The 15,100-nt window shown below is 71.0% G+C and carries 15 protein-coding genes; all 15 read left to right on the top strand.

All coding sequences use genetic code 11. The annotated features are described in order from the left end of the window. Positions 1-2: 2 nt before the first annotated feature. The 15 genes from ABT352_RS37610 (at position 3) to ABT352_RS37540 (ending at position 14,742) form a co-directional block, all read left to right on the top strand. Positions 3-725, top strand: a complete 723-nt coding sequence (locus ABT352_RS37610) for a FadR/GntR family transcriptional regulator (protein WP_350949817.1) — start codon at positions 3-5, stop codon at positions 723-725. Between the two features lie 135 nt (positions 726-860). Then, positions 861-1,640, top strand: coding sequence for a hypothetical protein (locus ABT352_RS37605; RefSeq protein WP_350949816.1), 780 nt, complete (start codon positions 861-863; stop codon positions 1,638-1,640). A gap of 105 nt (positions 1,641-1,745) precedes the next feature. Beyond that, positions 1,746-2,141, top strand: a complete 396-nt coding sequence (locus ABT352_RS37600) for a hypothetical protein (RefSeq protein WP_350949815.1) — start codon at positions 1,746-1,748, stop codon at positions 2,139-2,141. Continuing rightward, positions 2,138-2,824, top strand: coding sequence for a nucleotidyl transferase AbiEii/AbiGii toxin family protein (locus ABT352_RS37595; protein ID WP_350949814.1), 687 nt, complete (start codon positions 2,138-2,140; stop codon positions 2,822-2,824). Before ABT352_RS37600 ends, ABT352_RS37595 begins: the two co-directional genes overlap by 4 nt. Positions 2,825-2,875: 51 nt before the next feature. Beyond that, positions 2,876-3,118 carry a hypothetical protein gene (locus tag ABT352_RS37590; RefSeq protein ID WP_350949813.1) on the top strand — a complete coding sequence of 81 codons (243 nt, stop codon included), beginning with the start codon at positions 2,876-2,878 and terminating at the stop codon, positions 3,116-3,118. Positions 3,119-3,159: 41 nt separating this feature from the next. Beyond that, positions 3,160-3,564 (top strand): hypothetical protein, encoded by a 405-nt coding sequence (locus ABT352_RS37585; protein WP_350949812.1) that lies wholly within the window; start codon positions 3,160-3,162, stop codon positions 3,562-3,564. 135 nt (positions 3,565-3,699) lie between these two features. Continuing rightward, a complete protein-coding gene (locus tag ABT352_RS37580; protein WP_350949811.1) occupies positions 3,700-3,897 on the top strand; it encodes a hypothetical protein in 198 nt (65 codons plus the stop codon). A gap of 225 nt (positions 3,898-4,122) precedes the next feature. Next, complete coding sequence (locus ABT352_RS37575; RefSeq protein WP_350949810.1) at positions 4,123-5,943, top strand: ABC transporter ATP-binding protein; 1,821 nt, start codon at positions 4,123-4,125, stop codon at positions 5,941-5,943. Between the two features lie 367 nt (positions 5,944-6,310). Further along, complete coding sequence (gene hutU, locus ABT352_RS37570) at positions 6,311-7,966, top strand: urocanate hydratase (RefSeq protein ID WP_350949809.1); 1,656 nt, start codon at positions 6,311-6,313, stop codon at positions 7,964-7,966. 180 nt (positions 7,967-8,146) lie between these two features. Continuing rightward, positions 8,147-8,971 carry a MurR/RpiR family transcriptional regulator gene (locus ABT352_RS37565; RefSeq protein ID WP_350949808.1) on the top strand — a complete coding sequence of 275 codons (825 nt, stop codon included), beginning with the start codon at positions 8,147-8,149 and terminating at the stop codon, positions 8,969-8,971. A gap of 126 nt (positions 8,972-9,097) precedes the next feature. Beyond that, positions 9,098-9,784, top strand: a complete 687-nt coding sequence (locus tag ABT352_RS37560) for an SDR family oxidoreductase (RefSeq protein WP_350949807.1) — start codon at positions 9,098-9,100, stop codon at positions 9,782-9,784. Between the two features lie 105 nt (positions 9,785-9,889). Then, positions 9,890-11,053 carry an allantoate amidohydrolase gene (locus ABT352_RS37555; protein ID WP_350949857.1) on the top strand — a complete coding sequence of 388 codons (1,164 nt, stop codon included), beginning with the start codon at positions 9,890-9,892 and terminating at the stop codon, positions 11,051-11,053. Further along, positions 11,041-12,414 carry a formimidoylglutamate deiminase gene (locus tag ABT352_RS37550; protein ID WP_350949806.1) on the top strand — a complete coding sequence of 458 codons (1,374 nt, stop codon included), beginning with the start codon at positions 11,041-11,043 and terminating at the stop codon, positions 12,412-12,414. Before ABT352_RS37555 ends, ABT352_RS37550 begins: the two co-directional genes overlap by 13 nt. Next, positions 12,411-13,583 carry an imidazolonepropionase gene (gene hutI, locus ABT352_RS37545; RefSeq protein WP_350949805.1) on the top strand — a complete coding sequence of 391 codons (1,173 nt, stop codon included), beginning with the start codon at positions 12,411-12,413 and terminating at the stop codon, positions 13,581-13,583. The genes ABT352_RS37550 and hutI overlap by 4 nt, the downstream gene beginning before the upstream one ends. Before the next feature lie 211 nt (positions 13,584-13,794). After that, entirely contained in the window at positions 13,795-14,742 is a 948-nt protein-coding gene (locus ABT352_RS37540; protein ID WP_350949804.1) for a sigma-70 family RNA polymerase sigma factor, read from the top strand. The last annotated feature ends 358 nt before the right edge of the window (positions 14,743-15,100 follow it).

Below are 15,100 nucleotides of genomic sequence, written 5' to 3'. Positions count from 1 at the left end.
AATTGGACGAGCTGTCGCGGTTGACGGCCGTGTTGCGGCCGGTGCGGGCCGGCAACGCGTTCGAGGAGACGGTGGAGCGTCTGCTCCAGGTCATCAAGCTGGGGCTGGTGTCGGAGAAACTGCCGCCCGAGCGGGAGCTCGCCGCCCAGCTCGGCATCAGCAGGGTCACCCTGCGCGAGGCCATCCGCGAGCTGCAGGAGGCGGGCTATCTGGAGGTGCGCCGCGGCCGGTACGGCGGCGCCTTCCTCACCCACAACGTCCCGCCGCAGCCGCATCGGGACGACCTGCGCCGGGCCGTGGCCGACATGGGCACCGACGACCTGTCCGACGCCCTCACCTTCAGGATGGCGGTCGAGTGCGGCGCGGCCCAGGTGCTCGCCACCACCCCCCTCACCCCGGAGCGGCGCGAAACCCTGCGCGAGAGGCTGCGCGAGGTCAACTCGGCGGGCCCCGAGGACTACCGCCGCCTCGACACGGCCTTCCACCTCGCCATCGCCGAGCTCACCGGCTCCGCCCTGCTCGCCGGGGCCTGCGCCGACGCCAGGCTCCGGGTCACCGACCTGCTCAACGCGATCCCGGTGCTCCAGCGCAACATCGAGCACGCCGCCCTCCAGCACCAGGCGATCGTGACGGCCATCCTGGCCGGGGACCCCGAGGCCGCGCGCCGCGCCGTGGCCGAGCACCTTGAGGGGACCGCGGCGCTGCTGCGGGGGTTCCTCGCCTGAAGCGCGGCGCGCCTCGTACGGGCGACCTGTGCTTCGTACGGCGCCTCGCGGGCGCCGGGGAGACCGCCGTGCCGTCGTGACGCCGGGTGACTCCCGCGCCGATCCGGCGGTGTTCCTCGCATAGCCTGGGGGACGGTGGGGGATTTGTTCCGAGAGCGGATCATGGACACAGGGCGGCTGCCGCTGTTCTGTTTCTTCGTCGCGCTGATCGTCGTCTTCCTGCTCACCAGGATCAACGTCCGGCTCATCCGCGCCAGGATCGGCTGGTTCGGCAACGTCAACGTCGGCGAGATGCACATCCACCACGTGGTGTTCGGCGTGGTGCTCACCCTGCTCGGCGGGGTGGCCGGCCTCATCGTCTCGGGGGTCTCGGAAGGCTGGTACGCGGTGACGGCGGCCGTCTTCGGCGCCGGGGCCGCCCTGATCCTGGACGAGTTCGCGCTCATCCTGCACCTGCACGACGTCTACTGGGAGGAGGAGGGCAGAGCCTCGGTCGACGCCGTGTTCGTCGCCGTCGCGGTCACCGCCCTGCTCCTGATCGGCCTGCGTCCCCTCGGCTGGGAGGACTACGCCGGCGAGTCCCAGGGCCTGTGGCTCACGATCGGTTTCATCGTGACCAACCTTGTGCTCGCCGTGATCACGTTGCTCAAGGGCAAGATCTGGACGGGGCTCGTCGGGTTGTTCGTCCCGATCCTCCTGGTGGTCGGTGCGATACGGCTCGCCCGCCCGGGATCGCCCTGGGCCCACTGGTTCTTCGCGCCCGGCTCCCGGCGTCCGCAGCCCCGCAAGATGGCGAGGGCGGAGGGCCGCGAGGAGCGCTGGCGTCGCCCGGTGATCCGCGGGAAGATCGCCTTCCAGGAGTTCCTCTCCGGCCGCCACGACCTCCCCTCCACCCGCCTTCGTTCCCGTCACTGAGCCCGTCCTGAGCCCGTCCTGAGCCCGTCCTGAGCCCGCCGCTGAGTCCGTCGTGGGCCCGCGCGCCCCGTGGACCTCGGGCGAACGGCGGGCATACTGGGGGACGTGAGTACGCTTCCTTCCCGATGGGACGGCGTGGAGCGGCGCGTCCCGGAATCGCTGGCCGACCTGCGCGGCCCGGCGACGGGGACGGTCGCCCTGCCCGTCCACCTCGGCTGGTCCGGGCTCACCGAGTTCGATCTGGTGAACCCGCTGCTACGGATGAGCCTCTACCGCACGGTCATCACCGGCGGTGGCCGCTCCGACGCCGAGTCGTATCTGAACGCCGAGCATCTCGTCGCCGACTGGCCGACCCTGCGCCGGGGCATCGGGCCGAGTTACCGGAGGGCCTGGGAAACCAAGATCACCGCCCTGGGGTGGGGGACAGGGACGGGCCGCGACAGCGGGCCGGGCGACCGTGACGCCGAGGCGGGCACCGCGGCGCCGGGGTGGGAACGGTGATCCTGCCTCCGTTCCAGCAGCGGATGCTGGAGGCCGCGCTACCCGCCTGCACCCGGTTCGGGCTTGTCCTGGCGGGCGGTTACGCGATGAACGCCCATGGCTTCACCGAACGCCCGAGCGACGACCTCGACTTCGCCACCGCCGCCGAGACGCCGCTGCCCGAGGTCGCGGAGGGGATGGCCGAGGCGTTCAGGAAGGCCGGGCTGGAGGTCACCATGACGGAGGTGACGCCCCGGATGGGCCGCCTCGTGGTGAGCGACCCGGTGACCGAGCAGAGCTGCGAATTCGACCTGCTCAGGGAGGCGTTCCAGCAGCAGCCCGTGATCGTCGGCGACATCTCCGTCGTCTCCCTGGACGACGCGGTCGGCCTGAAGATGCGGGCGCTGCACGAGCGCAGCCTCGCCCGCGACGTCATCGACATCGCCTCGATCTCCCACCTGTACGGCTTCCGCGAGCTCGAACACCTGGCCCGCCTGCACAACGAGGAGTTCGAGCTCGCCGAGCTGGTGATGAGGCTGGAGTTCGTCGACCTGATCGCGGACGAGGACTTCGAGGCCTACGGCGTGGACGACGAGCGGATCACGGAGATCCGCCGGTTCGCCCGCGCCTGGGTGGAGGACATCGGTCTCCGCCGCGCCGAGGAGGGTGACGTCGACTACGACGACGTTCCCGACCCCGACTGAGAAGACCGGAAAGGACACCGGCTATGCCACCATGAGTGGCATAGTTGGTGTATGGCGATGCCCCAGCCCGTGGATCCAACGGTCAAGAAGTCGGTCACCCTGCGTCGATCCGTCGCCGAGGAGGTGGAGTCCAGAACGGGCCCTCGGGGCTTCTCGCACTTCGTCGACCAGTCGGTCGAGTACGGGCTCGCGCTGTTGAAGGCCCAGGAGATCGTGGAGGATCACGAGACCAGGATCGCCCCGCTGTCCGAGGCGGATCTGGAAGAGGCCAGGCGCGCGTGGCACGGAGAGTGAGAGGACGGAACACGCCACCGGAGGTCGCTTTTCCCACACCTTTGTTCGTTCTCGACGCCCAGCCCTTCTCGCTTCTCGCCGAGGACGATCCCAGGATCGTGGCACGTATCGCGATCGCCCGGCAGGAAGGATTCGTCCCCGCCATCAGCACTGTGACCCTGGCGGAGGTACGCCGTACCGGCCAGGTGGGAAGACGTCTGGCCTGGCAGCGATCCCGCCTCACGGTGATCCCCGCCTCCGAGGCGGTCGCCGACCTCGCCGCCCTGCTGCTTGAGGACGCCGGCCTGGACGGGCGCGAATGTGTGGTCGACGCCCTCGTGGTCGCGACCGCCGCGACCGGAAGCGGGCCGGCGAAGGTGACGTCCGGTGACGCCTCACACGTGCCCAAACTGATCGCGGCCGCCAAGCTCAGGCGGACTTCTCCGCTGGGCTGGGTTCCCCTCTGACGCCCCTGATCCGGAAGGCGCCGGGATCGGGCCGACGGTGAGGCCGGGGACCCGAGGGGGGGAGGGGGTTCCTGTGACGCATACTCGGCCCCTCGCGGGGCAGGTGGGGGTCCTCTCTGCCGAAGGGTGCTGATCATGGGTCTTATGGAGAAGCTCAACCTGCGTGAAATGAAGGCCAAGGCCAAGCTGAAACTGGCCGGTCGGGTGGGTGACCGCCGCAAGGTGGCCGAGGCGAGGACGGAGGAGGCCGAGGCGAGGCTTCTGAAGACCAAGGACGAGATCCTGGACACCGTCGCGGAGATGCGCAGGGAGTACGGCGTCCGCCGCCGCTGACTCCCGCCCCGGGTGTCCTGCCGCTCGCCAACTCCCTTCCGATCGGTTTTCCGGCGCCTTTCCCGCCGCATGACGTCAATGTAGGTTGACATTCTCGAGAGTGTCAACCTACATTGACGTCATCGTTTTCATCTCCGACCAGGGCGAGCCGCCCGAGATGGATTCGTGCGCGGTAGACAGGAAAAGCGGCCGAAGGCCGATCGCGTCGTTTCTGAGGGGGACACGTTGGCGGGGGTCGTATTGCGGGACGCGGGAAACGACGCGGGAAACCCCGAAGAGCCCGGCGAACCGGGGAAACCGGGGGAATTCGGCAACACCGTGCCGGAGTCCGCCTCCTGGCGGTTGCTGGTCGCCTACATACGGCCCCACAGAAGGGCCCTGCTGCTGGGCGGGGTGCTCAGTCTGGTCGGCTCGCTGGCGGGGCTGGCGATGCCACTCCTGGCCAAGACGGTCATCGACGCCTTCGGCGAGCAGCGCTCCCTGCTCGGTCCGGTGCTCGGCCTGACCGCCGCCGTGCTCCTGGGCGCGGTCATCGGCGCGCTGGGTAACTACGTGCTGGAACGGATGGGCGAGGGCATCGTCTTCTCCGCCCGCCGTACCCTCGTCGACCGGATGCTGCGGCTGCGGGTCTCCGAGGTCGATCGGCTCAAGCCGGGTGACCTGATGTCCAGGGTGACCTCGGACACCACGCTGCTGCGGGCGGTGTTCACCAACGGCGTGGTCGAGACGGTCGGCTCACTGTTCATGCTCGTGGGCGCCGTGGTGATGATGGCGATCATCGACGGGATGTTGCTGCTCATCACGCTGGGAGTGATGGTCGTGGTCGGCGGGTTCGTCAGCCTGATCATGCCCCGCATCCAGCGGGCCTCGATGCAGGCGCAGGTCGCGGTGGGCGAGATGGGCGCGGTCCTCGACCGGGTGCTCCAGGCGTTCCGTACCGTGAAGGCGAGCGGCGCGGAGGAGCGGGAGATCGCCGCGGTGGGCGAGGCGGCCCGCGAGGCGCGTGACCGGGGGATCGCCGTCGCCTGGCTGACGTCGATCGCCGGCGTCTCGGCGTGGGTCTCCGCGCAACTGGCGTTCGTGGCCGTGCTCGGCGTGGGCGGCGCGCGGGTCACCTCCGGCGTGCTGGAGGTCTCCTCGCTGATCGCCTTCCTGCTGTACCTGTTCTATCTGGTCGCCCCCATCGGCCAGCTGGTTCAGGGCTTCACGCAGGTGCAGAACGGCCTGGCCGCGGTGAAGAGGATCCGCGAGATCGAGGAGCTTCCCGCCGAGAGAGCGGACGGTGCGGCGTACGAGGTCGGCAGGGCCCCCGCCGGGGTCGTCTTCGAGAACGTCGCCTTCCGCTACGGCGACGACAGACCGGTCGTCCACGACGACGTCTCCTTCGAGGTGCCCGCGGGCGGCCTGACCGCCCTGGTGGGCCCCTCCGGAGCGGGCAAGTCCACGGTCTTCGCACTGCTGGAGCGCTTCTACGAGCGGCAGGCGGGGACGATCACGATCGACGGTCGCGACATCGCGGACTGGCCGCTCGCCGAGTTGCGCGCCTGCCTCGGCTACGTCGAGCAGGACGCGCCGGTGCTGGACGGCACGCTCAGGGAGAACCTCGTCTTCGCCGCGCCGGGTGTGGCCGAGGCCGACATCTGGCGGGTGCTCGCCCGTACCCGGCTGGAGGATCTGGTCTCCCGGCTCCCCGAGGGCCTGGAGACCCGGGTCGGCCATCGAGGGATCATGCTCTCCGGCGGCGAGCGCCAGCGGGTCGCCATCGCCCGCGCACTGCTGCGCAGTCCTCGGCTCCTGTTGCTCGACGAGGCCACCTCCCAGCTCGACGCGGTCAACGAGCTGAGGCTCCGGGAGGTGGTCGCGGAGGTGGCGGCGGAGACGACCGTGCTGGTGATCGCCCACCGCCTCTCCACCGTGGCGGGGGCCGACCGGATCGTGGTGATGGAGGCGGGCCGGGTGAGGGCCGTGGGCACCCACGACGAGCTGCTCGCCGACGACGCCCTCTACCGCGAGCTGGCCACCACCCAGTTCCTGCTGCCCGGCTGAGGCCGCCTGCCCGTTCCCTTTCCCACCTGGTCCTGCGGGGATCGGCTTGGTTGCGTAAATTCATATCGTTCATAAAGGAATAATTCGGACGCTGAGTCGAGGGGCTGATTCGCCGTCCGGTGAACCGGGCATCCCCGCCTGTGCGGAGCCTCTCCTTCGCATCGGAGCGCCCATCGGGCGCGCGCCGCATTCGATCACCCGGTCCCGTCCGTGCGGGACGGAGGAGCCGGGGCGTGGCGATCGTTACGGCTACATCAGGGGGTGCCACGGGCGTGCTGCCCGCGGCACCCCTTTTGCCGGGTTGACCGGTGGCCTCCGGGTGACCAAGTATGAATACGTTCATTCATTCTTGAGGGGGAGGTCGGGCATGTCCGGCAGCCGGATCGTGCGCGCGCCGCGCGGCACCACGCTCACCGCCAAGGGGTGGCCGCAGGAGGCGGCGCTCCGCATGATCCAGAACAATCTCGATCCCGAGGTCGCCGAGCATCCCGAGCAGCTCGTCGTCTACGGCGGCTCGGGCAAGGCCGCCCGCGACTGGCGCTCCTTCGACGCGATCACCCGTACGCTGACCACCCTGGAGGGCGACGAGACGCTGCTGGTGCAGTCGGGCCGCCCCGTCGGAGTGTTCCGCACCCACGAGTGGGCGCCCCGGGTGCTCATCGCCAACTCCAACCTGGTGCCCGACTGGGCCAACTGGGAGGAGTTCCGGCGTCTGGAGGCCGCCGGGCTCACCATGTACGGGCAGATGACGGCCGGCTCCTGGATCTACATCGGCACCCAGGGCATCCTGCAGGGCACCTACGAGACCTTCGGGGCCGTGGCCGCCAAGCGGTTCGGCGGGAGCCTCGCCGGGACGATCACGTTGACCGCCGGGCTCGGTGGCATGGGCGGCGCCCAGCCGCTCGCCGTGACGATGAACGGCGGCGTGGTGATCTGCGTCGACTGCGACCCCAGGTCGATCGACCGGCGCATCGAGCACCGCTACCTGGACGTCCGCGCCGCCGACCTCGACGAGGCGCTGCGCCTGGCGTACGAGGCCCGCGACCGGCGCGAGCCGCTGAGCATCGGGGTCGAGGGCAACGCGGCCGAGGTCGTGCCGGAACTGCTGCGCAGGGGCGCCGAGATCGACGTCGTCACCGACCAGACGTCCGCCCACGACCCGCTGATGTACCTGCCGGTCGGCGTGGCCTTCGAGGACATGGCCGGCGAGCGCGAGAAGGACCCGGCGGGCTTCACCCGCAGGGCCCGCGAGTCCATGGCCGCCCACGTGGAGGCGATGGTCGGTTTCCAGGACGCCGGGGCCGAGGTCTTCGACTACGGCAACTCGATCCGGGGCGAGGCGCTGCTCGCGGGCTACACCCGCGCGTTCGACTTCCCCGGCTTCGTGCCCGCCTACATCCGGCCGCTGTTCTGCGAGGGCAAGGGCCCGTTCCGCTGGGCCGCGCTGTCCGGCGCCGCCTCCGACATCGCCAAGACCGACCGCGCGATCCTGGAGTTGTTCCCCGACAACGAGCCGCTCGCCAGGTGGATCCGGATGGCCGGGGAGAAGGTCCACTTCCAGGGGCTGCCCGCCCGCATCTGCTGGCTCGGGTACGGCGAGCGTCACCTGGCGGGGGAGCGGTTCAACGACATGGTCGCCTCGGGGGAGATCGAGGCCCCGCTGGTGATCGGCCGTGACCACCTCGACTGCGGCAGCGTCGCGAGCCCGTACCGGGAGACCGAGGGCATGGCGGACGGCTCCGACGCGATCGCCGACTGGCCGCTGCTGAACGCGATGCTCAACGTCGCCTCCGGCGCCGCGTGGGTCTCCATCCACCACGGCGGCGGTGTCGGCATCGGCCGTTCCATCCACTCGGGGCAGGTCACCGTGGCCGACGGCACCAGGCTGGGGGCCGAGAAGCTCAACCGGGTCCTCACCAACGACCCGGGCACGGGCGTCATCCGCCACGTCGACGCCGGGTACGACGAGGCCGTCACCGTGGCCGAGGAGCGGGGTGTGCGCGTCCCGATGCGCGAGTCCTGACCGGACGCGCCGCGACCGGGTCCCCGCAGGAACGTACGGGTGCCGATTCGCGTGCCGCGTCCCGATCGCGGTGCGCGAATTCCCCCGGTGCCGCTCGTTTTCGTCTCCGCGGGTGTATGAACGACAGCGGGGCGGGACGGGAGGGGAATGCTCGTGGGGGTTCGAGCGGTTGGAGGGGGCGTGGGTGACGGACTCGATCGGCTTCTGGAGGGGCGGAGACTGTCGCCCGTGCAGCGGCGGATCGCGCGTTACCTGGGCGACCACCTGTCCGAGGCCGTCTTCCTGTCCAGCGTGGAGCTCGCCGACCGGGCCGGGGTGAGCCAGCCGTCGGTGACGAGGTTCGCGATGGTGCTCGGCTTCGGGGGATATCCCGAGCTGCGGCAGGCGCTGCGCCCCCTGGTCGTGGGCGGCAGGAGGCCGTCGCGGGCCAACGACCTGCAGACCGCGATCGACGTGGAGATCGACAACCTGCGGAGCGTGCGCGACGCCCTGAGCGACCCCTCCGACCTCTCCGAGCTGGGCGCCAACCTGGCGGGATGCGAGCCCCTGCCGGTGCTCGGCCTGCGGGTGTCGAGCGGGCTCGCCACCACGTTCGCCTACTTCGCGCGGCGGATCCACCCCGATGTCCGCCTGCTCACCCACGGCGGCTCCGAGCTGGCCGACGGCCTGTACGCCGCGCGCAGGGCGGGAGCGGCCTGGCTCGTCGCCGTCGTCCTGCCCCGCTACCCGGCCGAGGCCGTGCAGGCCCTGCGGGACGCCCGCCACCTCGGCCTGCGTACGGCGGTGATCACCGACCGGCGGGACGTGCCCTTCGCGGCGGACGTGGTCCTGGCCGCCCCCGTCGGCGAGCGGCTCGTCTTCGACTCGCACGCGGGCCCTCTCGCCCTGGCCATGGTGCTGGTGGAGGCGATGGCCGACGCGGCGCCGCTGCGCACCCAGGCCAGGCTTGAGGAGTACGAGCGGATGACCGACCAGGCCGGGGTCTTCACCGAGCAACTCGACTGACGGCGATGACGGTCAGATGACGGTCACGGTGACGCTGCGGTGGCTCCGACCACCGACTGACCGACGTCTCGACTGTCCCGCTGAGGGCTTGTGGTGATCGTTTTCGCCATGGGTAAGGTGATCGCCATGTCAGAACGACCTACCGCGCTGATCACCGGCGCCTCCAAAGGGATCGGCGCCGCGATCGCCCGTGCCCTGGCCCCCACGCACGACCTGCTGCTCGGCGGACGCGACGCCGAGGCACTGTCCGGGATGGTCGCCGAGCTGCCCGGCGCGCGGCCTTGGCCGGTGGAGCTCACCGCCGTCACCGAGGCCGACGTCGCCGACATCGACCGGCTCGACGTGCTGGTGCACAGCGCGGGCGTGGTGCACCTGGGCCGTGTCGAGGAGACCCCCGCCGAGGTGTGGCGGCGCACGATGGAGATCAACGTGGTCGCGGTGGCCGAGCTCACCCGGCTGCTGCTGCCCGCCCTGCGCGCGGCGCACGGCCACGTGGTGCTGATCAACTCCGGTTCCGGGCTGCGGGCGAACCCGAGCTGGGTCTCCTACGCGGCGAGCAAGTACGCGCTGCGCGCCTTCGCCGACGGGCTCCGCCTGGAGGAGCCCGAGCTCCAGGTCACCACGATCTACCCGGGGCGGGTCGCGACCGACATGCAGCGCGAGGTACGGGCACAGGAGGGCGGCCCCTACCGGCAGGAGGATCACCTCGACGCGAACTCGGTGGCCAGGGTGGTGCTGACCGCTCTGACCGCGTCCCCGGACGCCAACATCACCGAGATCACCATCCGTCCCACCGGCAAGCCCTCGAACTGAGCACGGTAACCGAAGGCGCCTCAGGTTGGGAGGGCGCCGGGCCGAGGGCGCGGCGGGCTCGCCAATGAATGGTCTCATTCACATAATGGGAGGGTGTTCGACGAGATGTGGGGTGCCATAGAGCACCTCGGACGTGACGGCCGGACCCGGGGCTACCTGCGAGACGCGTGGTCGCCCGCGGATCTGGAACTCCGGCGATGGTTCGGGCAGGAGGCCGACAGACGCGGCCTCGACCTGAGGGAGGACCGCAACGGCAACCTGTGGGCCTGGTGGGGTGACCCCTCGGACCGGCCCGGCGTGGTCACCGGCAGTCATCTCGACTCGGTGCGCCAGGGCGGCGCCTTCGACGGCCCCCTCGGCGTCGTGTCGGCCTTCGCCGCCCTCGACCTGCTGCGGGCGAAGGACTTCCGGCCCGCGCGCCCCGTGGGAATCGCCTGCTTCACCGACGAGGAGGGCGCCAGGTTCGGCGTCCCGTGCGTCGGCTCCCGCCTGCTGACCGGCATCCTCGACCCCGACAGGGCCCGCGCCCTGAAGGACGACGAAGGCGACTCGCTCGCCGAGGTGCTGCGTGCGACGGGGCGCGACCCCGGCGCTCTGGGCAGGGACGAGGAGACCCTGCGGCACATCGGCGTCTTCGTCGAACTCCACGTCGAGCAGGGACAGGACCTCGTCCACACCGGCGCCGAGGTCGGCGTCGCCTCGGCCATCTGGCCGCACGGCCGCTGGCGGTTCGACTTCCACGGCCAGGCCAACCACGCGGGCACCACCCGCCTGGCCGACCGCGACGACCCCATGCTGCCCTTCGCCCGTACCGTCCTGCACGCCCGCCAGGCCGCCCAGCGCGGCGGCGTGGTCGCCACCTTCGGCAGGACGCGCGTGTCGCCCAACAACGCCAACGCCATCCCCGGCCTGGTCAGCGCCTGGCTGGACGCCAGGGGCGGCGACGAGGACGCGGTGAGGGAGCTCGTCGCCGAACTCACCGACTTCTCCGGTGCCGAGGTCACGGTCGAGTCGTGGACCCCGGTCGTCGACTTCGACGCGGCCCTGCGGGAACGGGTCGCCGAGGCCGCGGGCGGCGCACCCGTCCTGCCGACCGGCGCCGGACACGACGCGGGCATCCTCGCCTCCGCGGGCGTGCCCAGCGCGATGGTGTTCGTCCGCAATCCAACGGGAATCTCGCACTCTCCTGAGGAACACGCGGACCGGGCCGACTGTCACGCCGGGGTCACCGCCCTCGCCGCCGTCGTGGAGGACCTGTGCGGGAGCTGAACTACTGGTGCGAGCTGGCCTGGCTGCCGCCGGGCGAGGCCGTCGCGGGAGTACTCGTCAAGGTCAGGGACACCCTGATCGCCGAGATCGTCACCGGCGTGACGACCCCGCCCGGCGGAGCCGTCCGGCTCGCGGGCCTCACCCTTCCCGGGCTCGCCAACGCGCACTCCCACGCTTTCCACCGCGCCCTGCGCGGGGTGACGCAGCGCGAGAAGGGCAGCTTCTGGACCTGGCGCGAGCGGATGTACGGCGTGGCGGGAACGCTCGACCCCGACTCCTACCTCAGGCTCGCCAGGGCCACTTTCGCCGAGATGTCGCTGGCCGGGATCACCTGCGTGGGGGAGTTCCACTACCTGCACCACGGGCCGGACGGCAGGCCGTACGACGACTCGAACGCGATGGGACACGCGCTCGTCCAGGCCGCGCGGGAGGCGGGACTGCGCATCGCGCTCCTGGACGCCTGCTACCTGACCGGCGGCGTCGGCACCCCGCTGAGCGGTGCGCAGCGGCGCTTCGGCGACGGGGACGCCGACGGGTGGGCCGCGCGGGCCGAGGCGCTCGTGGCCGGATACCGGGAGGATCGGGACGTGGAGATCGGCATGGCCGTGCACTCGGTCCGCGCGGTGCGGGCCGAGCAGATCCCCGTGGTCGCCGAGTTCTCCCGGCACCACGCGGTCCCGCTGCACGCCCACGTCTCCGAGCAGCGGGCCGAGAACGCCGCCTGCGTGGACGCCTACGCCGCGACCCCGGTCCAGCTGCTGGACGCGCACGGCGCGCTCGGTCCCCGCTCGACCGCCGTGCACGCCACGCACCTGTCGGACGTGGACGTCGCGCTGCTCGGCGCCTCCGGCACGCGCGTGTGCATGTGCCCGACGACCGAGCGCGACCTCGCCGACGGCATCGGGCCGGCGAGGAGGCTGTTCGAGGCGGGCTCGCCCATCACGCTCGGCTCGGACAGCCACGCGGTGATCGACCTGTTCGAGGAGGCCCGCGCGGTCGAGCTGGACGAGCGGCTCGCGACCGAGCGGCGCGGTCACTGGTCGGCCGCCGAACTCCTGAACGCGGCCACGGCCGCGGGGCACGACTCGCTCGGCTTCGCCGACGCGGGCATGCTCGTCCCCGGTGCCTGGGCGGACCTGGTGTCGGTGCGCCTGGACTCGGTCCGTACGGCCGGAGCATCCCCGGCGCACCTGGCGGAGACCGTGGTCTTCGCCGCGACCGCCGCCGACGTGCACTCCGTGGTGTCGGGCGGGCGTCACGTGGTCGTCGACGGCGGGCACGTACTCGGCGACGTGGGCGCGATGCTCGCGCAAGCGGTCGGCGAGGCACTCGCCGAGGCGCGGGAGGAGAGGTCGGTATGACGAGCGAGGACCGTCCGGTGACGAGCACCCTTTTCGACGGCATCGGCCTGCTCTACACGGGCGACCCGGCGCGGGAGGAGATCGAGAACGCGGCGCTGGTGGTCGAGGGCGGCGAGGTGGTGTGGGCGGGTCCCGCCGAGGGGGCTCCGCACGCCGACGAACGGGTGGACGTGGAGGGGCGCTGCGTCATCCCCGGTTTCGTCGACAGCCACGCCCACCTCGTCTTCGCGGGCGACCGCAGCGCCGAGTTCGCCGCCCGCATGGCTGGGCGCCCGTACACGGCGGGAGGCATCCGTACGACGGTGTCGGCCACCCGCGCCGCCTCCGACGCCGAACTCGCGGCGCGTACCGCCGCCCTGGTCGCCGAGATGCTCGCCCAGGGGACGACCACGGTCGAGATCAAGAGCGGCTACGGTCTCACGGTCGAGGACGAGCGCCGGTCACTGGAGATCGCGCGGAGGTTCACCGAGGAGACCACCTACCTGGGCGCGCACGTCGTCCCCCCCGACGCCTCCTCGGCCGACGAGTACGTCCGCACCGTCACCGGGGAGATGCTGGAGGCGTGCGCGCCGCACGCCCGGTGGATCGACGTGTTCTGCGAGCGCGGAGCCTTCGACGCCGACCAGAGCAGGGAGATCCTCCTCGCCGGGGTGAAGGCGGGACTGCTGCCGCGGATCCACGCCAACCAGCTGGGTGAGGGGCCGGGGGTGCGGATCGCCGCCGAGGTGGGCGCGGCCTCCGCCGACCACTGCACCCATCTGAGCGACGACGACGTCTCGGCGCTGTCGTCGTCGGGGGTGGTGGCGACCCTGCTGCCCGGCGCGGAGTTCTCCACCCGCTCGCCCTACCCCGACGCCCGCCGCCTGCTGGACGCCGGGGTGACCGTCGCGCTCGCCACCGACTGCAACCCCGGCTCCTCCTTCACCTCCTCCATGCCGTTCTGCGTGGCACTGGCGGTCCGTGAGATGCGGATGACACCGCTGGAGGCGATCAGGGCCGCCACGTACGGCGGGGCGAGGGCGCTGCGCCGCGGGGACGTCGGCACGCTGCGGGCGGGCAGCAGGGGGGATCTGGTGATTCTCGACACACCCACCTACGTCCACCTCGCCTACCGGCCGGGGGTACCGCTGGTAAGGCAGGTCTGGAAGGAGGGGCGCCGCCTGGTTTGAGCCCCTTTGCTGGGGTTAGTGGTGGCCCTCGTTGCGGCGCAGGGAAACATCCTCCTTGAGGAGGAAATCCAAAACCATTCTCCAGGCGTACTTCTTGAGGGAATCTTTGCCCTGATCCGTCCGTTGAAAAGACAAGCGATGTGTCTGAGCGCACGGGGCCTTGAGCGAGCGGTCGGACACGTCATAAGCACGCGGAGCGAGGTGCCATCGGATGGCAAGGCCGACGGGGAATCGGACGCAGGATCAGCATGTCTCTGATCGAGACCTGCTCGGGACCTACCTGGCAGAGATTGGACGGGTGCCCCTGCTCACCGCGGAGGAAGAGGTCGAGCTCGCCAAGCGGATCGAGGCGGGTCTCTTCGCTGAGCAGTTGCTGGACGGTGGGTTGGGCGGATTGACGGAGCCGCGGATCGGTGACGCGGCCGATGAGGAGCTTGAACGACTGGCCGTTTCCGGACAGAGGGCCAAGGATGAATTCATCCAGGCCAATCTACGTCTTGTGGTGGCCGTCGCGCGTAAATATTCCGGGCGGGGAATGCCGCTGATCGATCTGGTCCAGGAGGGAAACCTGGGGCTGGTCCGCGCGGTCGAGAAGTTCGACTACCGGCGCGGTTACAAGTTCTCCACATACGCCACGTGGTGGATCAGGCAGTCGGTGGGACGCGCCATCCACGAGCAGGCCAGGCCGGTGCGACTGCCCACCCACGCGGGCGAGCAGATGACCAGGCTGATGCGGGTCCGCCGCGACATGCTGGCCGAGTTCGACGTCGAGCCGACCGACGCCGATCTGGCCACGGTGCTCGAACTCCCCATCGAGCGGGTCCGTGAGCTCCGCCGCTGGGCCTCCGACCCCGTCTCCCTGCAACTGGGCGTGGGTGACGAGGACGAGACCGAGCTCGGCGACATGATCGCCGATGACACGTGGGCCGACCCCGAGCAGCAGGCGATGGACATCCTGGAGCGCGAGCGCCTTGAGGTGTGGCTGACCGGGCTTGAGGGGCAGACCCGTGAGATGCTCCGCTGGCGCTACGGCCTGATGGACGGCCGCGAGCACACGCTGACCGAGGTCGGCGAGCGGTACGGCATCGGCCGCGACCGCGCCCGCCGGATCGAGCGTGACGCTCTGGCCCGGCTGCGGAAGATGGCGACGGCGGCCTGAGCCTCGTGATCCGGCACGGTCTCGTTTGGACCGTGCCGGATCGTGGGGTTCGGCTTTTACGGTGACCTGTCGCTGTGGCGGTTCCGTGTCGTTCAGGCTGTGGTGAGTTCCATCGCTTGAGCCTCCCCGTAGTCCGGACACCGGCGGTATGTCATCAGGGGCCGGCGGCCGGTGATGCCGCTCATACTTGTTCGGGCTGTGGTGCGTCGCCGGTTTCTTCGCCGTTCACGCTGCGGTGGGCGGGTGTTCCGGCCGGCCGTCTCAGTTGCGCTCTGGTGGTTCAGGCCTCCGGCCTGCTCGGGCGCGGTGGTTGCGGGCTCTTTTCAAGCCGGCCGGAACACCCGCCCACCTCCGCTGC

The organism is Streptosporangium sp. NPDC000563 (genome assembly GCF_040299985.1).
Lineage (GTDB): Bacteria > Actinomycetota > Actinomycetes > Streptosporangiales > Streptosporangiaceae > Streptosporangium.
This window is presented reverse-complemented; position numbering and strand designations above follow the sequence as displayed.

Bases quoted from the DNA above. Each gene is read 5' to 3' on its own strand.
- ABT352_RS37590 (WP_350949813.1), top strand. From the start codon at position 2,876: ATGGCGATGCCCCAGCCCGTGGATCCAACGGTCAAGAAGTCGGTCACC.
- ABT352_RS37580 (WP_350949811.1), top strand. From the start codon at position 3,700: ATGGGTCTTATGGAGAAGCTCAACCTGCGTGAAATGAAGGCCAAGGCC.
- hutU (WP_350949809.1), top strand. From the start codon at position 6,311: ATGTCCGGCAGCCGGATCGTGCGCGCGCCGCGCGGCACCACGCTCACC.
- ABT352_RS37560 (WP_350949807.1), top strand. From the start codon at position 9,098: ATGTCAGAACGACCTACCGCGCTGATCACCGGCGCCTCCAAAGGGATC.
- ABT352_RS37555 (WP_350949857.1), top strand. From the start codon at position 9,890: ATGTGGGGTGCCATAGAGCACCTCGGACGTGACGGCCGGACCCGGGGC.
- hutI (WP_350949805.1), top strand. From the start codon at position 12,411: ATGACGAGCGAGGACCGTCCGGTGACGAGCACCCTTTTCGACGGCATC.
- ABT352_RS37540 (WP_350949804.1), top strand. From the start codon at position 13,795: ATGGCAAGGCCGACGGGGAATCGGACGCAGGATCAGCATGTCTCTGAT.